21 protein-coding genes are annotated in these 21,445 nt (G+C 71.1%); 9 read left to right on the top strand and 12 right to left on the bottom strand.

The genetic code is table 11. The features are described from left to right. Positions 1-74: 74 nt before the first annotated feature. The 5 genes from J3486_RS31355 (at position 75) to J3486_RS31335 (ending at position 5,887) form a co-directional block, all read left to right on the top strand. On the top strand, positions 75-1,295 hold the full coding sequence (locus J3486_RS31355; RefSeq protein ID WP_207826413.1) for an alginate lyase family protein: 1,221 nt from the start codon (positions 75-77) through the stop codon (positions 1,293-1,295). Between the two features lie 137 nt (positions 1,296-1,432). Further along, complete coding sequence (locus J3486_RS31350) at positions 1,433-4,009, top strand: sensor histidine kinase KdpD (RefSeq protein ID WP_207826412.1); 2,577 nt, start codon at positions 1,433-1,435, stop codon at positions 4,007-4,009. Beyond that, entirely contained in the window at positions 4,006-4,689 is a 684-nt protein-coding gene (locus J3486_RS31345; RefSeq protein ID WP_207826411.1) for a response regulator, read from the top strand. The genes J3486_RS31350 and J3486_RS31345 overlap by 4 nt, the downstream gene beginning before the upstream one ends. 52 nt (positions 4,690-4,741) lie before the next feature. Then, positions 4,742-5,122, top strand: a complete 381-nt coding sequence (locus tag J3486_RS31340; protein ID WP_307805007.1) for an OB-fold nucleic acid binding domain-containing protein — start codon at positions 4,742-4,744, stop codon at positions 5,120-5,122. Between the two features lie 3 nt (positions 5,123-5,125). Next, positions 5,126-5,887 (top strand): DUF3159 domain-containing protein, encoded by a 762-nt coding sequence (locus J3486_RS31335; protein WP_207826410.1) that lies wholly within the window; start codon positions 5,126-5,128, stop codon positions 5,885-5,887. Between the two features lie 76 nt (positions 5,888-5,963). Here J3486_RS31335 and J3486_RS31330 read toward each other — a convergent pair whose 3' ends face one another. Both J3486_RS31330 and J3486_RS31325 read right to left on the bottom strand, forming a co-directional pair. Further along, positions 5,964-6,635: a TrkA family potassium uptake protein gene (locus J3486_RS31330; protein WP_207826409.1), complete on the bottom strand. Its 672-nt coding sequence runs from the start codon at positions 6,633-6,635 to the stop codon at positions 5,964-5,966. After that, positions 6,635-7,306, bottom strand: a complete 672-nt coding sequence (locus tag J3486_RS31325) for a TrkA family potassium uptake protein (protein ID WP_207826407.1) — start codon at positions 7,304-7,306, stop codon at positions 6,635-6,637. The genes J3486_RS31330 and J3486_RS31325 overlap by 1 nt, the downstream gene beginning before the upstream one ends. A 246-nt stretch (positions 7,307-7,552) precedes the next feature. On the opposite strand from J3486_RS31325, the gene J3486_RS31320 reads away from it, so the two are divergent. Continuing rightward, complete coding sequence (locus J3486_RS31320) at positions 7,553-8,296, top strand: lytic transglycosylase domain-containing protein (protein ID WP_207826406.1); 744 nt, start codon at positions 7,553-7,555, stop codon at positions 8,294-8,296. Here the strand turns inward: J3486_RS31320 and J3486_RS31315 are convergent. After that, entirely contained in the window at positions 8,285-9,760 is a 1,476-nt protein-coding gene (locus J3486_RS31315) for an LCP family protein (RefSeq protein WP_229378900.1), read from the bottom strand. The genes J3486_RS31320 and J3486_RS31315 overlap by 12 nt on opposite strands. 97 nt (positions 9,761-9,857) lie before the next feature. On the opposite strand from J3486_RS31315, the gene tatA reads away from it, so the two are divergent. From tatA to J3486_RS31300, 3 genes are all read left to right on the top strand, one after another. Further along, complete coding sequence (gene tatA, locus J3486_RS31310; RefSeq protein ID WP_207826402.1) at positions 9,858-10,064, top strand: Sec-independent protein translocase subunit TatA; 207 nt, start codon at positions 9,858-9,860, stop codon at positions 10,062-10,064. A gap of 57 nt (positions 10,065-10,121) precedes the next feature. Then, positions 10,122-12,167 carry an APC family permease gene (locus tag J3486_RS31305; RefSeq protein WP_207826401.1) on the top strand — a complete coding sequence of 682 codons (2,046 nt, stop codon included), beginning with the start codon at positions 10,122-10,124 and terminating at the stop codon, positions 12,165-12,167. Positions 12,168-12,278: 111 nt separating this feature from the next. Continuing rightward, positions 12,279-13,607: a class I SAM-dependent RNA methyltransferase gene (locus J3486_RS31300; RefSeq protein WP_207826399.1), complete on the top strand. Its 1,329-nt coding sequence runs from the start codon at positions 12,279-12,281 to the stop codon at positions 13,605-13,607. A 120-nt stretch (positions 13,608-13,727) separates the two neighbouring features. Here the strand turns inward: J3486_RS31300 and J3486_RS31295 are convergent, their stop codons facing one another. The 9 genes from J3486_RS31295 to J3486_RS31255 form a co-directional block, all read right to left on the bottom strand. Then, entirely contained in the window at positions 13,728-15,023 is a 1,296-nt protein-coding gene (locus tag J3486_RS31295; RefSeq protein ID WP_207826398.1) for an amidohydrolase family protein, read from the bottom strand. A gap of 34 nt (positions 15,024-15,057) precedes the next feature. Beyond that, entirely contained in the window at positions 15,058-15,345 is a 288-nt protein-coding gene (locus tag J3486_RS31290; RefSeq protein WP_207826396.1) for a DUF6510 family protein, read from the bottom strand. Between the two features lie 55 nt (positions 15,346-15,400). After that, positions 15,401-16,135: an FAD-binding oxidoreductase gene (locus J3486_RS31285; RefSeq protein ID WP_207826395.1), complete on the bottom strand. Its 735-nt coding sequence runs from the start codon at positions 16,133-16,135 to the stop codon at positions 15,401-15,403. Next, positions 16,132-16,737 carry a sulfite oxidase-like oxidoreductase gene (locus J3486_RS31280; protein WP_207826394.1) on the bottom strand — a complete coding sequence of 202 codons (606 nt, stop codon included), beginning with the start codon at positions 16,735-16,737 and terminating at the stop codon, positions 16,132-16,134. Before J3486_RS31280 ends, J3486_RS31285 begins: the two co-directional genes overlap by 4 nt. A 5-nt stretch (positions 16,738-16,742) precedes the next feature. Next, entirely contained in the window at positions 16,743-16,904 is a 162-nt protein-coding gene (locus J3486_RS31275) for a hypothetical protein (RefSeq protein ID WP_207826393.1), read from the bottom strand. An 85-nt stretch (positions 16,905-16,989) separates the two neighbouring features. Beyond that, the gene (locus J3486_RS31270; protein WP_207826391.1) at positions 16,990-17,967 is read right to left on the bottom strand and encodes an alpha/beta hydrolase; all 978 of its coding nucleotides are present in this window, start codon (positions 17,965-17,967) and stop codon (positions 16,990-16,992) included. A gap of 126 nt (positions 17,968-18,093) precedes the next feature. Beyond that, positions 18,094-20,346: a catalase/peroxidase HPI gene (gene katG, locus J3486_RS31265; protein ID WP_207826390.1), complete on the bottom strand. Its 2,253-nt coding sequence runs from the start codon at positions 20,344-20,346 to the stop codon at positions 18,094-18,096. A gap of 150 nt (positions 20,347-20,496) precedes the next feature. After that, a complete protein-coding gene (locus J3486_RS31260; protein WP_207826388.1) occupies positions 20,497-20,868 on the bottom strand; it encodes a CrcB family protein in 372 nt (123 codons plus the stop codon). Beyond that, positions 20,865-21,353, bottom strand: coding sequence for a CrcB family protein (locus tag J3486_RS31255; RefSeq protein ID WP_207826387.1), 489 nt, complete (start codon positions 21,351-21,353; stop codon positions 20,865-20,867). Before J3486_RS31255 ends, J3486_RS31260 begins: the two co-directional genes overlap by 4 nt. Positions 21,354-21,445 lie beyond the last annotated feature (92 nt).

Genomic DNA, 21,445 nt, shown 5'->3' with positions numbered 1-21,445 from the left:
AGCCTGGTCCGTACCTAGGGTCACCGCCCAGCGTCGTGTTCACATCGACGCCTCGCGTTCATATACGAGAACGGATGGCCCCCACCATGCAGGCTCGTCACAGAAGATCGCGCACCACCCTGCTTGCCACCCTCACCACCGCCCTCGCGGCCGTGGCCGCCGGCGTCGTCGCCTGGCCCGGCGCCGACCGCGCCGAGGCCGCGCCCGTCACCTTCAGCCACCCCGGAGTCACCGTCTCCCGGGGGCAGTTGGACTTCGCCAAGGCCAAGGTCGACGCCGGGGCGCAGCCCTGGAAGGGTGCCTTCGACCAGATGATGGCGAGCAAGTACGCCGACCTGAACCGCACGCCCAAGCCCCGGGCGACCGTCGAGTGCGGCTCGTACTCCAACCCCAACTACGGCTGCACGGACGAGCGCGAGGACGCGATAGCCGCGTACACCGACGCGCTCGCCTGGTACTTCACCCGCGACGAACGCTACGCGAAGAAGTCCATCGCGCTCATGGATGCCTGGTCCGGCACCATCCAGGAGCACACCAACAGCAACGCGCCGCTGCAGACCGGCTGGGCCGGCTCCTCCTGGCCCAAGGCCGCCGAGATCATCGCGTACACGTACAGCGGCGGCTGGGCCAACGAGGGCCGGTTCAAGACGATGCTGCGGGACGTCTATCTGCCCGAGGTCATCAACGGCTCGAACTCCAACGGCAATTGGGAGCTGTCGATGATGGAGGCCGCCGTCGGCATCTCCGTCTTCCTGGAGGACAAGACCTCGTACGACAAGGCGATGGCGAAGTTCAGGACGCGTACGGCCGCGTACGTCTATCTGGCCTCGGACGGGGACCTGCCCAAGACGGTGCCGAGTCAGAACCTCGACACCAAGGCCAAGATCGTCAGCTACTGGCAGGGCCAGTCGACCTTCGTGACCGGGCTGACCCAGGAGAGCTGCCGCGACTTCACGCACACCGGGTACGGCATCTCCGCCATCTCGCACATCGCCGAGACCAGCCGGATCCAGGGGCAGGACCTGTACGGCACCGACGTCGGCGAGCGGCTGCGGCAGGCGCTCGGCTTCCAGTCCAAGTACGAGCTCGGTGAGACGCCGCCGAGCTGGCTGTGCGGCGGCACGGTCAACCGCGGGCTCGGGCCGGTCACCGAGGTCGGCTACAACGCCCTGCACACCCGCCTGGGCGTCGCCATGACCAACACCCAGAAGCTCACCGAGCAGCAGCGGCCCGCCGGGTCCAACAACCTGTTCGTGGCCTGGGAGACCCTCACGCACGCCGAGAACCCCAGCTAGACCGGCGCGGGCGGGCGGCTTCGACGCATCAGGGTTGCGTCAAAGCCGCCCGCCCATCAGGCGTCCGTCCCATTTGTCCAAATTGCTGACCGTAAGGTCGACACTGCGTGCAGCAGTGACTGAAAGACAATGGGGCCATGGGACGCGGCAAGCTACGGATCTACCTCGGATCGGCACCGGGCGTCGGCAAGACGTACGCGATGCTCTCCGAGGCGCACCGGCGCGTCGAGCGCGGCACCGACTGTGTGGTCGCGTTCGTCGAGCACCACGGGCGGACGCGGACCGAGGTGATGCTGCACGGCCTGGAGCAGGTCGCACGCGTCGAGATCGAGTACCGCGGGTCCGTCTTCCACGAGATGGACGTCGACGCCGTCCTGCGGCGCGACCCCGCCGTCGCCCTCGTCGACGAGCTCGCCCACACCAACGTCCCCGGCTCGCGCAACGCCAAGCGCTGGCAGGACGTCGAGGAACTGCTGGCCGCGGGCATCGACGTCGTGTCGACTGTCAACATTCAGCACCTGGAGTCCCTGGGCGACGTCGTCGAGTCGATCACCGGCGTCCGGCAGCGGGAGACGGTCCCGGACGAGATCGTCCGGCGTGCCGATCAGATCGAGCTGGTCGACATGTCGCCCCAGGCGCTGCGCCGCCGCATGGCGCACGGCAACATCTACAAGCCGGACAAGGTCGACGCGGCGCTCTCCAACTACTTCCGCCCCGGAAACCTCACGGCCCTGCGCGAGCTGGCCCTCCTCTGGGTCGCCGACCGGGCCGACGAGTACCTCCAGGAGTACCGGGGCCAGCACAACATCCGCTCCACCTGGCAGGCCCGTGAGCGCATCGTCGTCGGACTCACCGGCGGTCCTGAAGGCCGTACGTTGATCAGACGTGCCGCGCGGCTCGCCGAGAAGGGCGCCGGCGGCGAGGTGCTCGCCGTCTACATCGCGCGCAGCGACGGACTCACCGCCGCCTCGCCCAAGGAGCTGGCCGTCCAGCGCACCCTGGTCGAGGATCTTGGCGGAACGTTCCACCACGTCATCGGCGACGACATCCCGGCGGCCCTCCTGGAGTTCGCGCGCGGGGTCAACGCCACCCAGATCGTGCTCGGCTCCTCACGCCGCAAGACCTGGCAGTACATGTTCGGGCCCGGCGTCGGCGCGACCGTCGCACGCGAGTCGGGGCCCGACCTCGACGTGCACATCGTCACGCACGAGGAGGTCGCCAAGGGGCGCGGCCTGCCCGTCGCCCGCGGGGCCAGACTCGGCCGGTCCCGGGTGCTGTGGGGCTGGCTCGTCGGCGTCGGCGGGCCCGCGCTGCTCGCGACGGTCCTCACCAACGCCGACAGCGACCTCGGCCTCGCCAACGACATGCTGATGTTCCTGTCGGTGACCGTCGCGGCGGCGCTGGTCGGCGGCCTCCTGCCGGCGCTCGCCTCGGCCGCGTTCGGCTCGCTCCTGCTGAACTACTTCTTCACCCCGCCGCTGCACCTGTGGACCATCGCCGACCCCAAGAACATCGTGGCCATCGTGATCTTCGTGGGGGTCGCGGTGTCGGTCGCCTCCGTGGTGGACCTGGCGGCACGCCGCACGCACCAGGCCGCACGGCTGCGCGCCGAGTCGGAGATCCTCTCGTTCCTCGCGGGCAGCGTGCTGCGCGGCGAGACCAGTCTGGAGGCGCTCCTGGAGCGCGTACGGGAGACGTTCGCCATGGAGTCCGTCGCCCTCCTGGAGCGGGAGGGCGACACCGAGCCGTGGACGTGTGCGGGCAGTGTCGGGCCCCGGCCGCTGGGGCGGCCCGAGGACGCCGACGTCGACATGCCGGTCGGGGACCACATGGCGCTCGCCCTGTCCGGCCGCGTGCTGCCCGCGGAGGACCGGCGCGTACTCGCCGCCTTCGCCGCCCAGGCCGCCGTCGTGCTCGACCGGCAGCGGCTGCAGTCCGAAGCCGACCAGGCCCGCACCCTCGCCGAAGGCAACCGCATCCGCACGGCCCTGCTGGCCGCCGTCTCGCACGATCTGCGCACCCCGCTCGCCGGCATCAAGGCGTCCGTGTCCTCGCTGCGCTCCGAGGACATCGAGTGGTCGGCGGAGGACCAGGCGGAGCTGCTCGCCGGGATCGAGGAGGGCGCCGACCGTCTCGATCACCTGGTGGGCAACCTGCTCGACATGTCGCGCCTCCAGACCGGTACGGTCACACCGCTCATCAGGGAGATCGACCTCGACGAGGTGGTGCCGATGGCGCTCGTCGGCGTCCCCGACCCGGACCTCAGCGTCGACCTCGACATCCCCGAGACACTGCCGATGGTCAGCGTCGACAAGGGGCTTCTGGAGCGGGCCGTCGCCAACATCGTCGAGAACGCCGTGAAGTACAGCCCTTCCGACGAGCCCGTCCTGGTGGCCGCCAGCGCGCTCGGCGACCGCGTCGAGCTACGCGTCGTGGACCGCGGCCCCGGCGTCCCCGACGAGGCGAAGCACCGTATCTTCGCGCCCTTCCAGCGCTACGGTGACGCTCCCCGGGGCGCGGGCGTCGGTCTCGGGCTCGCGGTCGCGCGGGGCTTCGTCGAGGCGATGGGCGGCACCCTCACGGCAGAGGACACCCCCGGCGGCGGCCTCACCATGGTGCTGACGCTTCGGGTGGCCGGCATGGCCCCGGAGCCGTCGGCAGCACTTGATCAACCATTGATCCGTACGACATCTCAGAGAGGCAGGCCCGCATGACCCGGGTGCTCGTGGTCGACGACGAACCGCAGATCGTCCGCGCCCTCGTCATCAACCTGAAGGCGCGCAAGTACGAGGTGGACGCCGCCGCCGACGGCGCGCAGGCGCTCCAGCTGGCCGCCGCCCGCCACCCCGACGTGGTCGTTCTCGACCTGGGCCTGCCCGACATGGACGGCGTCGAGGTGATCAGGGGGCTGCGCGGCTGGACCCGGGTACCGATCCTGGTGCTCTCCGCCCGGCACTCCTCGGACGAGAAGGTCGAGGCGCTCGACGCGGGCGCCGACGACTACGTCACCAAGCCCTTCGGCATGGACGAGCTGCTCGCGCGCCTGCGCGCGGCCGTGCGGCGGGCCGAGCCGACCGGCGGCGGCGAGGACGAGGGCATCGTCGAGACCTCCGACTTCACCGTCGACATGGCCGCCAAGAAGGTCAACCGGAACGGGCGCGACGTCCGGCTCACACCCACCGAGTGGCACCTCCTGGAGGTGCTGGTGCGCAACACGGGACGCCTGGTGAGCCAAAAGCAGCTGCTGCAAGAGGTGTGGGGGCCTTCTTACGGTACGGAGACGAACTATCTCCGTGTGTACATGGCGCAGTTGCGCCGCAAGCTGGAGACGGATCCCTCGCACCCGCGGCACTTCATCACCGAGCCCGGGATGGGATACAGGTTCGAGAAGTAGCCCCCGTCACAGCCCCTGAGTCCGTGTCCGTGGGCCCGGGTACGCTTCTTGCATGAGTGCTGTTGCGGGCCGTTTCCGGCGCATGCTCGACCGACTGTCCACCTCGCAGGAGGACCTGGAGTCGGAGGAGCTGCGCGAGGACGCGGAGACCACGGGCTGTACGCGCATCGGTGACTGCCACGACCGACAGGTCGTCACGGTTACTGGTACGTTGCGCACGGTGACCCTACGGCCACGCGCCGGAGTCCCCGCCCTGGAAGCGGAGTTGTTCGACGGCTCGGCCGCCCTCGACGTGGTCTGGCTCGGCCGGCGCTCGATCGTGGGCATCGAGCCGGGCCGCAAGCTCATCGCATCGGGGCGGATCTCGATGAGCAGGGGCCGTAGGGTGCTCTTCAACCCGAAGTACGAACTCAGACCGCTCGGACGGGAGTAGCCGGTGACGTCCCTCGACAAGCCGACCGACCGCGAATCAGCAGACCAGGACACCGCCGCGGACAGGGCGGTGACCGAGGCCGCGCTCTTCGAGGCCTTCGGTGGCGTGCGGGGCATGGTGGAGACCGTCGTGCCCGGTCTCCTCTTCGTGACCATCTTCACGATCAACAAGGACCTGCACATGTCGGCCATCGCGGCCCTCGCGGTGTCCCTGGTCCTGGTCGTCGTACGCCTGGTCATGAAGGACACCGTCAAGCACGCCTTCAGCGGTGTCTTCGGCGTCGCCTTCGGCGTCGTCTTCGCGATGATGACCGGCAACGCCAAGGACTTCTACCTGCCGGGCATGCTCTACACACTGGGGCTGGCGCTCGCGTACATCGTGACGACGCTCTGCGGTGTTCCCCTGATCGGTCTGATCCTCGGGCCGGTGTTCAAGGAGAACCTGTCGTGGCGCACGCGTAACCCCGGCCGCAAGAAGGCCTACGCGAAGGCGAGTTGGGCCTGGGGGCTCATTCTGCTCGCCAAGTGCGCGGTGCTGTTCCCGATGTACTGGTGGGCGGACACGGCGAAGTTCGGCTGGGTGCTCGTCGCGCTGAAGATTCCGCCGTTCCTGCTCGCCGTGTGGCTGACGTGGGTGTTCCTGGCGAAGGCGCCCGCGCCCATCGATGTGTTCGCGGAGATGGAAGCCGCCGAGAAGGCCGAGCAGGAGGCCAAGGCGGCCCGAGCCGAGAGCGGTGGGGGCGCGCGGCACCGCCGCGAGGCCTGACCTCCGGCCCGGACGGACGAAAGGGTGGCGCCCCGAGCCTGTGCTCGGGGCGCCACCCTTTCCGTCTTCTGCCTGCCTACGCGTCCTCGCGCCGCACCGACAGCAGGTCCTCCAGCTGTTCCTCCCGTGCCTGCGCCGCGACGAACAGGAGCTCGTCGCCCGCCTCCAGGGAGTCCTCCTGGCTGGGGGCCAGGACGCGCGTGCCGCGGATGATCGTCACCAGGGACGTGTCCTCCGGCCACTGGACGTCGCCCACGCGCGTGCCGGCCAGGGCCGACTCCGGCGGGAGCGTCAGCTCGACCAGGTTGGCGTCGCCGTGGCTGAAGCGGAGCAGACGGACCAGGTCGCCGACGCTGACCGCCTCCTCGACGAGGGCCGACATGAGGCGCGGGGTGGAGACGGCGACGTCGACGCCCCACGACTCGTTGAACAGCCACTCGTTCTTCGGGTTGTTGACGCGGGCGACGACCCGCGGGACCCCGTACTCGGTCTTCGCGAGCAGGGAGACGACCAGGTTCACCTTGTCGTCACCCGTGGCCGCGATGACCACGTTGCAGCGCTGCAGCGCCGCCTCGTCCAGGGACGTGATCTCGCAGGCGTCGGCGAGCAGCCACTCCGCCTGCGGGACGCGCTCGACCGAGATGGCGGTCGGCGCCTTGTCGACGAGGAGGACCTCGTGGCCGTTCTCCAGCAGTTCGCCCGCGATCGAGCGGCCGACGGCTCCGGCTCCGGCAATGGCGACCCTCATCAGTGACCGCCCTCCTCTTCAGGGCCCTCGGCGAACGACGCCTCGACCTTCTCGACGTCGTCCGTGCGCATCATCACGTGGACGAGGTCGCCCTCCTGCAGCACCGTCTGCGACGTGGGCAGGATCGCCTCGCCGAGCCGGGTCAGGAACGCGACGCGCACGCCCGTCTCCTCCTGGAGACGGCTGATCTTGTGGCCGACCCAGGCCGGCGAGGCGTGCACCTCGGCGAGCTGGACGCCGCCGGTGGGGTCGCGCCACAGCGGCTCCGCGCCGGACGGCAGCAGGCGGCGCAGCATCTGGTCGGCGGTCCAGCGGACCGTGGCGACCGTCGGGATGCCCAGGCGCTGGTAGACCTCGGCGCGGCGCGGGTCGTAGATGCGCGCCGCGACGTTCTCGATCCCGAACATCTCGCGGGCCACCCGGGCCGCGATGATGTTGGAGTTGTCGCCGCTGGAGACGGCGGCGAAGGCGCCCGCCTCCTCGATGCCGGCCTCGCGCAGGGTGTCCTGGTCGAAACCGACACCGGTGACACGGCGCCCGCCGAAGCCGGAACCCAGGCGGCGGAAGGCCGTGGGGTCCTGGTCCACCACGGCGACCGTGTGGCCCTGCTGTTCCAGGGTCTGGGCAAGTTGGGACCCTACTCGGCCACAGCCCATGATCACGATATGCACGGACCTACCCCGCACTCCTCATAGGCCTTCTGACCTGCGTAAACGTCCTGCTCATGTCTCTCTCTCGCGGCTCGGTCCAGCCGGTGCGGCTCGATCTCGGGCACGGTGCGGGCTTGAAATGCGGCTCGCGCTCTAGACCACCGTATCGGCAATGTGCTCGAACTCGACCTTCGCGTCGGGGGCTAGATCGTCCGCGTGCGCCGGGCCGGTTCCTAGACTGGCGGGCACCGGAGGCAGGAGGCGGGCATGGCCGGGCGTCGTACGCGGTGGGGGTGGCTCGCGCTCGTCGTGGCCGCCGTTGTGGTGTGGGGTGTGGTGGTGCGGGGCGGGCACGCGTCGTCGGGAGCGGGGGCGACGCCGCCGGGCTCGGCGTCCGGTTCGCCGTCCGGGGGCGCGCCGTCACCGGCGTCGTCCGCCCCGGCCTCCCCTTCTTCCGCTTCTTCCGCGCCCGCGACGTCGTCAACGTCACAGCGCCCGACGTCGAAACCGTCCCCGCCGTCGGGCAGCTACGACCCCGCCGACTACGCCCCCTGGGTCCGCACCCGGGCCGGGCAGGCCGGTGTCAGCGCCCGGCTGGTGATGGCGATCCTCTACAACGAGGCGTACAAACCGCACGACCCGTCGCTCGAACGGGCCTGGCAACGCTACAAGCCCGACGCCGCCTTCGGTGTCGCGAACATGCACCGGGCCACGTACGACGAGACCAGGCGCGGCCGCGACTTCGCCGGCCGGAGCTGGGACGAGCTGCCCGACGACCCGGACCTGGCGATCGAGGCCGAGGCCTGGCACCTGCACGACCTGGCCGCCCAGTTGCCCGCGCACTGGAGCGGCCCGTACACCCGCGACGAGCTGCTCGCCCTCGGCTACAACACCGGGGCGGGCAACATGCTCGCCTTCGCCCGCGGCGCGAGCCCCGGCAGCCAGGCCCGCTCGTACCTCGACCGGCTGCACGCCAACTGGGACAAGGCCGGGCGCGCCCTAGGCGCCTGAGCCGTACGAGAGGTCCTCGCAGGGGCTCGCGGCGCCCGAGCGGGCGTCCTTGGCGAGGTCCGCGGGGGCCGTCGGCGAGGGGCTCGCCGTGGAGCCCTGGCCGGCCGAGGGCGCGTAGTCCGTGCCGAGGACCACGTCGATGCCCGCGGTGGTCGTGGACGTGAGCGCGGCGCCGGGGAAGCGGGCGGCCACGGTCTCGGCCTGCGCGCGTTCGCCGGGGCCGTACTCGACGACCGTCGCGGTGCGGTCCTGGGAGGCGGCGTTCGCCGTGCCGGTGACCGTGAAGCCGTCCTCCTTCAGGGCGGTGGCGGCGGTGTCGGCGAGGCCGGTCGTGGTGGTGCCGTTGTAGACGGCGACCGCGATGCCGCTCCCGGACGACGGCGACGACGAGGCGGCGGGGGAGGGGGACGCGGCGGCGGAGGTTCTGCCGCCGCTCGCGTCCTTGCCGTCCAGGGTGCGGTCGGCCTTGAGGGCCGCCCAGAGCTGGTCGGCGTCCGGCTGGACGAGGGCGACGCGCGCACCCTCGTACCGCCAGGGCACCGTCACGAACTGGAGGTTGTGCAGGTCGATGCCCTTGAGGGACATCGCGAACGAGATCAGTTTGTCGGCGGAGCCGAGACCGGGGTCGACCGTCATCGACTTGGTCGCCGCATCGGCCAGCGGCAGCAGCTTCGTCGGGGTCAGGCCGTCCTCGCGGATCTTCTTCAGCAGGCTCGCCATGAACGCCTGCTGGCGCTTGATCCGGCCGATGTCGGAGCCGTCGCCGATACCGTGCCGGATGCGGACGTAATCGAGCGCGCGTTCCCCCGAGACCGTCTGCTCCCCTTTCTTGAACAGAATTTTGCCGCGCGTGGTCCGGTGCGGGTTCAGGTCGCCCTCGTAGACGTCCTGCGGCAGGCAGACCCGCACCCCGCCCACCACGTCCGTCAGGGACGAGAAGCCCTTGAAGTCGACGACGACGGTGTGGTCGACGCGCAGGCCGGTCAGCGTCTCGACGGTGTTCTGGGTGCAGGCCGGGTTGCCCTTGGCGGTGGAGCCCACCGAGTACGCGGCGTTGAACATGGTGTTCTGCCGCGTCGTCGTCCAGGTGCCGTCCGGGAGCTTGCACGGCGGGACGGTGACGAGGCTGTCGCGCGGGATCGAGACCGCGACCGCGTGCTTCTGGTCGGCGTATATGTGCAGCAGGAGCGTGGTGTCGGAGCGGCCGATGTCGTTCTTGTTGCCGCCGCCGAGCGAGCTGTTGCCGCCGGTGCGCGCGTCGGAGCCGATGACCAGGACGTTCTGTCCGCCGGACGAGCCCGCGGCGGGGCGGTCGCCGGAGATGCCGTCGGCGCTGAACGTGTGGATGCTGCCGCTGAGATGCAGGTAGAGCCAGCCCGCCCCCGCCGCGACGAGGACCGCCAGGGAGGCGGTCAGGGCGAGTGCGAGCCGGAGCGGGCGATGCCTGCGCCGTCGGCCGGGCATGGGTGCCTCCCGGGTAGTGGCTTGGTTGTACAGTTGCGCAATGTAGCAACCATCGATCGGTTTTCCGTAAGAAGACCGGGTCCCGCTAGGAGGCGGAATGCTCCGCAATGGCCTTGAGCCCTGGCACCTGCTCGTGGTGGCCGTCATCTTCATCATGCTGTTCGGGGCGAAGCGACTGCCCGACACGGCGCGCTCCGTCGGCAAGTCGCTGCGGATCCTCAAGAGCGAGGCCACGGCCATGAAGAAGGACGGGGGAACGGACGGGGTTCAGGGAGGTCCGAAGGAGGGGTCGGGGGAGGCCTGAGGACGAATGGGGGTGGCGGGTGGGCGGCCCCCCGTTCGAACGCTTACGATCCTCTGCGTGTCCAAACTGACCGACGTGCCCAAACGGATCTTGATCGGGCGCGCACTGCGCAGTGATCGGCTCGGAGAAACGCTCCTGCCGAAGCGCATCGCACTCCCCGTTTTCGCCTCCGACCCGCTGTCCTCCGTCGCGTACGCGCCCGGTGAGGTGTTGCTGGTCCTGTCCATCGCGGGCGTGTCGGCGTACCACTTCAGCCCCTGGATCGCGGTCGCGGTCGTCGTGCTGATGTTCACGGTCGTCGCCTCGTACCGGCAGAACGTGCACGCCTACCCGAGCGGTGGCGGCGACTACGAGGTGGCCAACGTCAACCTCGGCCCGAAGGCCGGGCTCACCGTCGCCAGCGCCCTGCTCGTCGACTACGTCCTGACCGTCGCCGTCTCCATCTCCTCCGGTATCGAGAACCTCGGCTCCGCCATCCCGTTCGTCGTCGAGCACAAGGTGCTCTGCGCGGTCGCGGTGATCATCCTGCTGACGCTGATGAACCTGCGCGGCGTGAAGGAGTCCGGCAAGCTCTTCGCCATTCCGACGTACGTCTTCGTGGCGGGCGTCTTCATCATGATCGTCTGGGGCGCCTTCCGCGGGGTCGTCCTCGGCGACACCATGAAGGCCCCCACGGCCGACTTCCACATCAAGGCCGAGCACCAGGGCCTGGCGGGCTTCGCCCTCGTCTTCCTGCTGCTGCGTGCCTTCTCCTCCGGCTGTGCGGCGCTCACCGGTGTCGAGGCGATCTCCAACGGCGTCCCCGCGTTCCGCAAGCCCAAGTCGAAGAACGCGGCGACCACGCTCGCGCTCATGGGCGGCCTCGCCGTCACGATGTTCTGCGGCATCATCGTCCTCGCCCTCGTGACCGACGTACGGATGGCCGAGAACCCGGCGACGGACCTGATCCACAACGGGGCGGCGGTCGGCTCCGGCTATGTCCAGAACCCGGTGATCTCGCAGGTCGCCGAGGCCGTCTTCGGCAGCGGCAGCTTCCTGTTCATCGTGCTCGCCGCGGCCACGGCGCTCGTCCTGTTCCTCGCGGCCAACACCGCGTACAACGGCTTCCCGCTGCTCGGCTCGATCCTCGCGCAGGACCGCTACCTGCCGCGCCAGCTGCACACCCGCGGCGACCGTCTCGCGTTCTCCAACGGCATCGTGCTGCTGGCCGGCGCCGCGATGCTGCTCGTCTTCATCTACGGCGCCGACTCGACCCGTCTGATCCAGCTCTACATCGTGGGCGTGTTCGTCTCGTTCACGCTGAGCCAGACCGGCATGGTGCGGCACTGGAACCGCCACCTGCGCACCGAGAAGGACGCCGAGAAGCGCCGCCACATGATCCGCTCCCGCGCGATCAACACGTTCGGCGCGTTCTTCACCGGCCTGGTCCTGGTGGTCGTGCTGTGCACGAAGTTCACGCACGGCGCCTGGGTCGCGCTGCTCGGCATGTGCATCTTCTACGCGACGATGACCGCGATCCGTAAGCACTACGACCGCGTCGCCGAGGAGATCGCCGCGCCGGAGACCCCGAGCGACGACAGCGTGCGCCCGTCCCGGGTCCACTCGATCGTCCTCGTCTCCAAGATCCACCGCCCGACGCTGCGCGCGCTCGCCTACGCCAAGCTGATGCGCACGGACACCCTCGAAGCGCTCAGCGTCAACGTCGACCCGGCCGAGACGAAGGCGCTGCGCGAGGAGTGGGAGCGGCGCGGCATCGACGTACCGCTCAAGGTCCTCGACTCGCCCTACCGCGAGATCACCCGGCCGATCATCGAGTACGTGAAGAGCCTGCGCCGGGAGTCGCCGCGCGACGCGGTCAGCGTGATCATCCCCGAGTACGTGGTCGGCCACTGGTACGAGCACCTGCTGCACAACCAGAGTGCGCTCAGGCTGAAGGGGCGGCTCCTGTTCACCCCCGGCATCATGGTCACCTCCGTGCCCTACCAGCTGGAGTCCTCCGAGGCCGCCAAGAAGCGGGCCCGCCGGCGCTCCGAGTGGAGCGCGCCGGGTGCGGTGCGCCGCGGCCCGGTGGAGAAGCGCGCAAAGGAGCCGAGCAGCAAGTAGCGGCACGGTTCGCCTGTGGCGAGCGGCCGGGTGACAGCCACGTAGACTGGTGGGCTGTTGTCCGGCCGCTTCCGTTTACGGCCCGTCGTCTTGAGTACTGGAGCTCCCGCCATGCAGGCAGAACCGAAGAAGTCGCTGGTGGGCGAGGAGTACGAGGTCGAGGTCGGGCCCGTCGCGCACGGCGGCCACTGCATCGCCCGCACCGCCGAGGGCCAGGTCCTCTTCGTACGGCACACGCTGCCCGGCGAGCGGGTCGTGGCCCGGGTGACCGAGGGCGAGGAGGGCGCACGCTTCCTGCGCGCCGACGCCGTGCAGATCCTGGACGCGTCCAAGGACCGCGTCGAGGCGCCCTGCCCGTACGCAGGACCCGGCCGCTGCGGCGGCTGCGACTGGCAGCACGCCAAGCCGGGCGCCCAGCGCCGCCTGAAGGGCGAGGTCGTCGCCGAGCAGCTCCAGCGGCTCGCGGGCCTGACCCCGCAGGAGGCCGGCTGGGACGGCACCGTCATGCCGGCCGAGGGCGACAAGCTTCCCGCGGGCGAGGTCCCGCAGTGGCGTACGCGCGTCCAGTACGCGGTCACCGAGGACGGCCGCGCCGGCCTGCGCCGCCACCGCTCCCACGAGGTCGAGCCGGTCGAGCACTGCATGATCGCCGCGGAGGGCGTCTCCGAGCTGGGCATCGAGAAGCGCGACTGGTCCGGCATGGAGTCGGTCGAGGCGATCGCGGCCACCGGCTCGAACGACCGCCAGGTGATCCTCGCCCCCCGCCCCGGCGCCCGCCTTCCGCTGGTGGAGCTGGACAAGCCCGTCTCCGTGCTGCGCGTCGATGAGCACGACGGCGGCGTCCACCGCGTCCACGGCCGCGCCTTCGTGCGCGAGCGCGCCGACGACCGCACCTACCGTGTCGGCAACGGCGGCTTCTGGCAGGTCCACCAGCAGGCGGCCAACACGCTCATGCGCACCGTCATGCAGGGCCTGCTGCCCCGTAAGGGCGACATGGCCCTGGACCTGTACTGCGGCGTCGGCCTCTTCGCGGGCGCGCTCGCGGACCGTGTCGGCGAGAAGGGCGCCGTGCTCGGCATCGAGTCCGGCAAGCGCGCCGTCGAGGACGCCCGCCACAACCTGGCCTCCTTCGACCGCGTCCGCATCGAGCAGGGCAAGGTCGAGGCGGTCCTGCCGCGCACCGGCATCACCGAGGTCGACCTGATCGTCCTCGACCCGCCGCGGGCCGGCGCGGGCAAGAAGACGGTCGCCCAGCTGGCCACTCTCGGCGCGCGCCGCATCGCGTACGTGGCGTGCGACCCGGCCGCGCTCGCCCGGGACCTCGGGTACTTCCGTGAGGGCGGGTACCGGGTGCGGACGCTTCGGGTGTTCGATCTGTTTCCGATGACGCATCACGTGGAGTGCGTGGCGATTCTGGAGCCGGCGAGCAAGGGGGCCTGACCTGCGGAATCGTCCGGTGTTCGTCTGACGCTCACCGGAGTTCACGGGCAGGCGCTGTGCCTGAGAATGCGGCCTGGCCTGCCGCTTCCTATTCCGGGTGGGCCGGTCCTCCGCGCTCGTTCAGGGGAGGTCGGGAAGGCCTGACGAGGACAGTGCCCCCGCACGGTCGATGGCGATGTGTCCGTCCTTGACGACGGCGTGGACGTGCGCCGGGTCGCCGAGTGCGTCGATGTCGGCGAGCGGGTCGGTACCGCAGACGACGAGATCCGCCGTCTTGCCCGCCGCCAGCGTGCCGGTGAAGTCGTCCACCCCGCACAGGCGGGCCGCGTCCGCGGTCGCCGCGCGGATGGCATCGAGCGGTGTCATGCCGCCGAAGCGGACCATCAGGCCGAGCTCTTTGAGGTTCTGGCCGTGGGGCGCGGTCAGTCCGGCGTCGGTGCCCATGACGACGGACACGCCCGCGTCCACCGAGCGAGCGAAGGATTCCTGGGCGACGCGGTGCCAGCGCACTGCCTTGGCGTGGATGTGCGGTCCGACCTGGGCCGGGTCGGGCTCCGCCAGGGTCTCCAGCAGGGTGGGCACGAGGAACTGGCCGCGTTCGGCCATCTCCGCGCGCAGGTCGTCGGTCAGGGCGTAGCCGTGCTCGATGCTGTGGACGCCCGCCCGGACCGCGGCGGCGATGCCGGGCTCTCCGATGGCGTGCACGGCCACCCGCAGCCCCCCGTACGCCTGGGCCTCCTCGACGGCGGCGCGCACCATCTCGGGGCGCAGGCCCAGCCATTCGGGACGGTCGTGCGGAGACGTGACGCCTCCGCTGGTCGCGAGCTTGATGCAGTCGGCGCCCGCGGCCACCAGGGCCCGGACGCGGGTGCGCATGTCGTCGACGGTGTCGACGATCCCGGACGGGCTGCCCGGGAAGGCGACGGCGGTCGCCAGCCCGTCGATGCCGCTGGGCAGGCGGAAATCCGCGTGGCCGGCGGTCTGGCTCAGCATCGCGATGGCCACCAGGAGCCGCGGTCCCGCGATACGGCGTTCGGCGACGGCACGACGGAAACCGGCGTCGAGTCCCATGAGGTCGCGTGCTGTGGTGACCCCGTTGTGCAAGGTGGTCCGGAGGCGTTCGATGACCTTCAGAGCGCGGTACGTCACCGGTTCGGCGGCACCGAGGACGGGGTGACCCGCGGGGCCGGGCAGTGCGAAGTGCACATGCGCGTCGATGAATCCAGGGCACACCGTGCGACCGCGCAGGTCGACCCGGGGAGCGGACCGCAGGTCCGGGGCGTCGGGGAGCTGCGCGGCAGGACCGCACCAGCGGATCCGGGTGCCCTCGATGACGAGGGCGGCGTCCGGGACCGGTGCGGCGCCGGTGCCGTCGATCAGCCGGATGTGCTCGAGGACGACGAGTGGCGGGGCCACGGCTCTCCTTCGGCGGGGGTGTGCCGTCCTCGTGCTACGACGCGGACGGGGGCAGCGCGAACCGGAAGGCGCCCTGGTCGGTGCCGAGCTGGAGCCAGAGACGGCCGGGCTGGGTGACGACGCGGAGGGCCAGCTGGGCACAGCCCGGACAGCGGCCGGTGAGGCCCGGTTCGGGCCCGTAGACGTGCAGTTCGCCGACCGAGGACGGGGTGCGGCACGTCGGGCACATCCACCGGGCCGTGGTCGGGTCGAGCGCGAAGACCTGGGAGAGCGGCCCCGCCAGACAGTTGCCGTCGAGGTGGAGCGGAGGTGGCTGGTTCACGGTGCGTTCCCTCGTGTCGCGGATGGGGAGGAGACGGGCGCGGGGCGGCCTCGGGTCAGCCGAACCGCTCGGTCCGGATCGCGTCCGGCCGGAGTCCGAGGCGCTGGAGCAGGTCAGCGGCGTGTTCGACGAAACCGGTCGGCCCGCAGACGTAGCAGCGGGTGTCCGGCGTCGTGGGCAGCCCCACGAGATCGTCCGGCGTGATCCGGTGCGCCGGGCGGCTCTCGCCCGGGGGCGCCTGGCGGGTGTAGAGGACGCGGATGTCCTCGGCACCGTTCGGGTCGGCGAGCTCCTTCGCGTACCAGAGTTCGTCCGCGGCGCGTACGGAACACAGCAGTGCGCACGGGGCGTCCGGCGTCCCGGCGGCGCGCCGGGCGCGGAGCATGGCCATGAGGGGGACGACGCCGCAACCGCCGGCGATGAGGAGCAGCGGCCCGCGGTCCTGCGGCGTCCAGACGAACCATCCGCCCAGCGGCCCCTTGACCTCGACCTCGGCTCCGACGGGCAGAACCTCGTTCAGGTACGGGGACACCTCTCCGTCGGGCGCGGTCTGCACGCCGAGTTCGACGCTGTCCCCGGCGGCGGGCGCCGCCAGAGAGTAGCTGCGGACGGCCTGGTAGCCGTCGTCGGCGGTGAGGCGCACATCGAGGTGCTGGCCCGGCCGGTGACCGGGCCAGCCGGGCACCTCGAAGCGGAGTGTGCGGCCGGTCGCCGTCTGGTCCTCCCGCGCGGTCAGCCGGGCCCGGCGCCAGCCCCCGGCCGCGTCCGGTCGGTCCGCGGGCGTGGTCACAGGTCACCCCGGTAGCGCTGCTCACGCCAGGGGTCGCCGTAGTCGTGGTAGCCGGCCCGCTCCCAGAACCCCGGCTCGTTGTCGGTCGTGAAGCGCAGGCCCCTGACCCACTTGGCCGACTTCCAGAAGTACAGGTGCGGGATCAGCAGCCGGGCCGGGCCACCGTGGTCAGGCGACAGCGGATAGCCGTCGAAGGAGTGGACGAGCCAGGCCCGGCCCCCGGTGATGTCCGCCCGGGGCAGATTGGTGGTGTAGCCGTCGAAGGACTCCGCGACGACGAAGTCGGCGGAGGTCCGCACCGCGTCGGTCAGGACGTCGAGGGAGACACCCTGCCACCGGGTGTCGAACTTGGACCAGCGCGTCACGCAGTGGATGTCGACCACCGGCTGCTCCTGCGGCAGCGCCGTCATCTCCTCCCACGTCCAGCTCCGGCTCGCGCCGGTCTCACTGGTCACGGTGAAGGACCAGCGTTCCGTGGGCACGTGCGGCGTCGGACCGGCGGAGAGCACCGGAAAGGACTCCGTGGGGTACTGGCCCGGAGGCAGGCGGTCCACGAGGCTGCGGCTGCTGCGTCCGTGGAAGCCGGGCGACAGACTGGCCATGGGAACTACTCCTCCCGTTCGAAGTCGGCCTCTGCCCGCTGGTCGTCGAGGTCGGACTGGGCGTGGGCATAGAGATCGTGGACGAACTGGCGGGCGCTGTCCCGGGAGAGATCGGGGCTGAGCGACAGCAGCCGTCGGGTCCACGCGTCGTAGGGGTCGTCGGTCATGGCGTCTCCTGGGCGGCCGGGCCGTACGGACTTCCCGGCCGGGGCCGTACGGTCCGCGGCCCCGGCCGGCTGGGGTGTGACGTGGTCAGCTGTCGTGCAGGGCCGTCCGTAGGGCGTCGACGGCGAGCTTGCGGGCGACGTTGGCCGCGCGGGTGTCGCGGAGGCTGTCCAGGAGCAGGAAGTCGTGGACCATGCCGGCGACCCGGACGGAGGTCACGTCGACCCCGGCCTCGCGCAGCTTGTTGGCGTACTTCTCGCCCTCGTCGCGCAGCACGTCGGCCTCGTCGGTGATGACCAGGGTGGTGGGCAGTCCCTTGAGCTGGTCGAGGGTCGACCGGAGCGGGGAGGCGTAGTGCTGTTTCCGCTCGTCGGGGTCGGCGGTGTAGGCGTCCCAGAACCACTTCATCCCGTCGCGGGTGAGGTAGTACCCCTCGGCGAACTGCAGGTACGACGGTGTGTCGAAGTCCGCGTCGGTCACCGGGTAGAGCAGGACCTGGGCCTTCAGGTCGAGTCCGTCCTCGCGTTCCTTGTTCATCAGGGCGAAGACGGCGGACATGCAGCCGCCGACGGACTCGCCGGTGACCGCGACGCGGGAGGTATCCATGCCGTGGTCGGCGCCGTTCTTGCGCACCCACTGGCCCACCGCGTAGTTCTGCTCGACCTGCGTGGGGTACTTCGCCTCCGGCGCGCGGTCGTAGACGGGGAAGACGCCCACCGCGCCGGCTCCGACGACGAGCTCGCGGAAGAGGCGGTCGTGGGTCTTGTCGTCGCCGAAGACCCACCCCGCGCCATGGATGTAGACGACCACGGGCAGCGGTCCGGTGGAGCCCTTCGGACGGATGACGCGGGTGCGGACCGTGCCCCACTCGCCCGCGTCGACGTCCACCCACTCCTCGTCGACCTCCGGCCGGGGCACGCCTTCGCCGCTCTGCAGCCCGGCGAGGATGTCCCGTCCCTGCTCCGGCGGGACCTCGTAGATCCGCGGGTGGGGGTCGGTCGCCTCGGCGAGTTCCTTCGCGGCGGGTTCGAGGTAGGGCGTGACGGGCGGGGGAAGCTGTGTCATGTGCACTCCAGCGTGTAGGTGCGTAGGTGCCTCCGGACGAGGCACGCCCCCCTGGGCCCCTCTCCATGTTCCATGCTGCGGGCGACCGCGCAAACGGGCTCCTCGGCCGTCGGCTTCGCGTTGCCGTCAGCTCCGCGCCCGGTCCAGGTCGAAGCGGTCCAGATCCATCACCTTCGTCCAGGCGGCGGCGAAGTCCTGGACGAACTTGTCCTGTCCGTCCTCACTGGCGTAGAGCTCGGCGAGCGCGCGCAGTTCGGCCTGGGAGCCGAAGACGAGGTCGGTACGGCCGGCGGTCCAGCGCGGTGCGCCGGTGGCGCTGTCGCGCCCTTCGAAGACGTCCTCGTCGTGGGCGGTAGGCGTCCAACTCGTCCTCTGATCAAGGAGGTTGACGAAGTAGTCGTTGGTCAGCCGGCCGGGTGTCCGGGTGAGGACGCCGAGCGCGGTGTTCTGGTACGTGACGCCGAGAACGCGCAGCCCGCCGAGGAGGACGGTCACCTCCTGCGGGCTCAGGCCCAGCAGGTCGGCCTGGTCGACGAGACGGTACTCGGCGGGAAGGCTGTCGTCCTTGCCGACGTAGTTGCGGAACCCCTCGGCGACGGGCTCCAACGGAGCGAAGCCGTCCACGTCGGTGTGTTCCTGCGTCGCGTCGACACGGCCCGGCGTGAAGGCGACCTCGACCTGGTGGCCGGCGTCGGTGGCGGCCTTCTCGACGGCCGCGGTGCCGGCCAGCACGATGAGGTCGGCCATCGAGACGCCCTGCCCTTCGGGCCGCGCGGCGTTGAACGCCGTACGTACGTCCTCCAGCCGGGTGAGGACGGTGCTCAGCCGGAAGGGCTCGTTGACGCTCCAGCCGTTCTGGGGCTCCAGACGGATGCGGGCGCCGTTGGCACCGCCGCGCTTGTCGCTCCCGCGGAAGGTGGAGGCCGACGCCCAGGCGACCCACACCAGGTCGGCGACGGTGAGACCGGAGTCGAGGACACGCGACTTCAACTGGTCCACGGAGCCCGGGTCGAGCGGGGCGTGCTCCGGCTCCGGCAGCGGGTCCTGCCAGATCAGCTGCTCGTCCGGCACCTCCGGACCGAGGTAGCGGGCGATCGGACCCATGTCGCGGTGCGTGAGCTTGTACCACGCCCTTGCGAAGGCGTCGGCGAACTCGTCGGGGTTCTTCAGGAAGCGACGGCAGATCCGGGCGTAGTCGGGGTCGACCCGCAGAGCGACGTCGGTGGTCAGCATGGCCGGGGTCCGGCGCCTGTCCGGGTCGTGCGGATCGGGCGCGGTGCCTTCACCGGCGCCGTCCTTGGGCCGCCATTGGTGCGCCCCGCCGGGGCTGCGCGTCAGCTCCCACTCGTAGCCGAGGAGGATCTCGAAGTACCGGCTGTCCCAGGTGGTGGGGGTGTCGGTCCAGATCACCTCCAGGCCGCTGGTGACGGTGTCGTTGCCCTTGCCCGTCCCGAACGAGTTCTTCCAGCCCAGACCCTGCTGTTCGAGCGGCGCGGCCTCGGGCTCGGGGCCGAGACGGTCCGAACCGGCGGCGCCGTGGGTCTTGCCGAAGGTGTGCCCGCCGGCGCACAGCGCGACGGTCTCCTCGTCGTTCATCGCCATGCGGGCGAAGGTCTCGCGGATGTCGGTGGCGGACGCCATCGGGTCCGGATTGCCCTTGGGGCCCTCGGGGTTGACGTAGATGAGGCCCATGGTGTCGGCGGCGAGCGGGACCTGGAGTTCGCCGTCGTCCTTGTGCCGTTCGTCGGTCAGCCAGACGGTCTCCGGGCCCCAGTAGACCGCCTCGTCGGGCCCCCAGACCTCCTCACGGCCGCCGCCGAATCCGAAGGTCTTGAAGCCCATGGACTCCAGGGCCACGTTTCCCGCGAGGACCATCAGGTCGGCCCAGGACAGCGCCCGCCCGTACTTCTGCTTCACCGGCCACAGCAGCCGGCGGGCCTTGTCGAGGTTCACGTTGTCCGGCCAGCTGTTGACCGGGGCGAAGCGCTGGAGGCCCGCGCCGTTGCCCCCTCGGCCGTCGCACACGCGGTAGGTGCCGGACAGGTGCCAGGCCATGCGGATGATGAACGGGCCGTAGTGGCCGTAGTCGGCGGGCCACCAGTCCTGGGACGTGGTCAGCACCTCGGTGATGTCCCGCTTGACGGCCGGCAGGTCGAGCCCGCTGAAGGCGGCCGCGTAGTCGAAGCCGTCGCCGTCGGGGGTGCCGTTCGCGGCGTGCCGCCGCAGCACGTCGAGGTTGAGGCGGTTCGGCCACCACTGGCGGATGCCGTCGCCCTTCATCGGGTCGGCCGCGGCTTCCCGCATGGGGCAGCCGTCAGCGGCGGGGTCCGTGTTCGCGGGCAGGGCGTTGGTGTCGAGGTTCGCGTGGTCTTCCGGCATGGCCGAGCCTTTCGGTGTCAGGGAAAAGATGCGGGGCACCCGCGTCCGGGCAGGTCCGGGGGCGCGGTGCGGGGTCGGATTCGCCGGCCAGGGGGCCGGTGCGGAACGGGCGAGAGGCTTCCGGCTGGGCCGAGCGGGGCTGCCCGTCGTTCACCACAGGAGCCGCCCCACCGCGTTGCCGGCCCAGGCGAGCAGCACCCCGGCCGTGACGGTGCTCCCCAGATAGGCCGCCGCGAGGCGGATCCGGCGGGCGCGGACCAGCCCCGTGGTCTCCCAGGCGAGCGTGGACCACGTGGACAGGGCGCCGCACACCCCGACGGAGACCAGGGCCTGGATCCAGGGCTGCGGCGTGCGCATCTCCAGGGCGACGCCCAGCAGCAGGCAGGCCGCCGCGTTGACGGTGAACGTCCCGAGGGGGAAGGGGCGCCGGTCGGTGGGCCTGCCCCACACGCCCACCCAGTAGCGCACCGGTGAGGCGATGGCCGCGCCCAGGGCGAGCCACGCCCACTCGGCGCCCCTCACGCCGTCTCCCGGACATCGGGCGAGGGCAGGGAACCTGCGGTCAGCCAGGCCGCGCACGCGGCAGCGGCCAGGCAGCACGCGACGCCTGCCACCGCGTACAGCATCCCGGTGAGCGTGTGACCGTCCGCCAGCAGGCGTCTGACGTCGGTGGCGAAGGCCGAGAAGGTGGTGAACCCGCCGAGGAAACCGCTGCCCAGCACCGGACCGGCCCACGTCGGTGCCGAGGGGCGATCGTGCAGGAGTGTCATCAGCACCCCCATCGCCGCGCATCCCACGACGTTGATGGTGAAGGTCGGCCAGGGGAAACCAGCGGGCGAGGCGTGCCACGCCAGATCCGCGCCCGCCCGGGCCGCGGCCCCCGCCGCCCCGCCCACAGCGACCAGAACCGTCAGCCGGGCCCGATGGGACGGGTCCCGGGGCGGATGCGGGAACAGGTGCCGGAACAGCGACGCGATCACGTCCGGGCGACGGGCGGCGGGGGACACGGCGTCTCCACAGGAGGGATGAGGGTGCCGGAGGATCCAGCCGTACGGGACCGCCGGTCGCGGAAGGGGACCTCTGCCGAGCCGCCGCGCGC

It is taken from the genome of Streptomyces sp. VRA16 Mangrove soil (assembly GCF_017377775.1).
GTDB lineage: Bacteria > Actinomycetota > Actinomycetes > Streptomycetales > Streptomycetaceae > Streptomyces.
The sequence above is the reverse complement of the archived record's forward strand: the minus strand, read 5'-3'. Positions and strand labels throughout refer to the sequence as shown.

What these genes read in the sequence shown, in the direction of transcription:
- J3486_RS31350 (WP_207826412.1), top strand. Translation starts at nt 1,433, where the DNA reads ATGGGACGCGGCAAGCTACGGATCTACCTCGGATCGGCACCGGGCGTC.
- J3486_RS31320 (WP_207826406.1), top strand. Translation starts at nt 7,553, where the DNA reads ATGGCCGGGCGTCGTACGCGGTGGGGGTGGCTCGCGCTCGTCGTGGCC.
- J3486_RS31355 (WP_207826413.1), top strand. Translation starts at nt 75, where the DNA reads ATGGCCCCCACCATGCAGGCTCGTCACAGAAGATCGCGCACCACCCTG.
- J3486_RS31270 (WP_207826391.1), bottom strand. Translation starts at nt 17,967, where the DNA reads ATGACACAGCTTCCCCCGCCCGTCACGCCCTACCTCGAACCCGCCGCG.
- katG (WP_207826390.1), bottom strand. Translation starts at nt 20,346, where the DNA reads ATGCCGGAAGACCACGCGAACCTCGACACCAACGCCCTGCCCGCGAAC.
- J3486_RS31340 (WP_307805007.1), top strand. Translation starts at nt 4,742, where the DNA reads ATGAGTGCTGTTGCGGGCCGTTTCCGGCGCATGCTCGACCGACTGTCC.
- J3486_RS31315 (WP_229378900.1), bottom strand. Translation starts at nt 9,760, where the DNA reads ATGCCCGGCCGACGGCGCAGGCATCGCCCGCTCCGGCTCGCACTCGCC.
- J3486_RS31275 (WP_207826393.1), bottom strand. Translation starts at nt 16,904, where the DNA reads ATGACCGACGACCCCTACGACGCGTGGACCCGACGGCTGCTGTCGCTC.
- tatA (WP_207826402.1), top strand. Translation starts at nt 9,858, where the DNA reads ATGCTCCGCAATGGCCTTGAGCCCTGGCACCTGCTCGTGGTGGCCGTC.
- J3486_RS31300 (WP_207826399.1), top strand. Translation starts at nt 12,279, where the DNA reads ATGCAGGCAGAACCGAAGAAGTCGCTGGTGGGCGAGGAGTACGAGGTC.
- J3486_RS31330 (WP_207826409.1), bottom strand. Translation starts at nt 6,635, where the DNA reads ATGAGGGTCGCCATTGCCGGAGCCGGAGCCGTCGGCCGCTCGATCGCG.
- J3486_RS31280 (WP_207826394.1), bottom strand. Translation starts at nt 16,737, where the DNA reads ATGGCCAGTCTGTCGCCCGGCTTCCACGGACGCAGCAGCCGCAGCCTC.
- J3486_RS31345 (WP_207826411.1), top strand. Translation starts at nt 4,006, where the DNA reads ATGACCCGGGTGCTCGTGGTCGACGACGAACCGCAGATCGTCCGCGCC.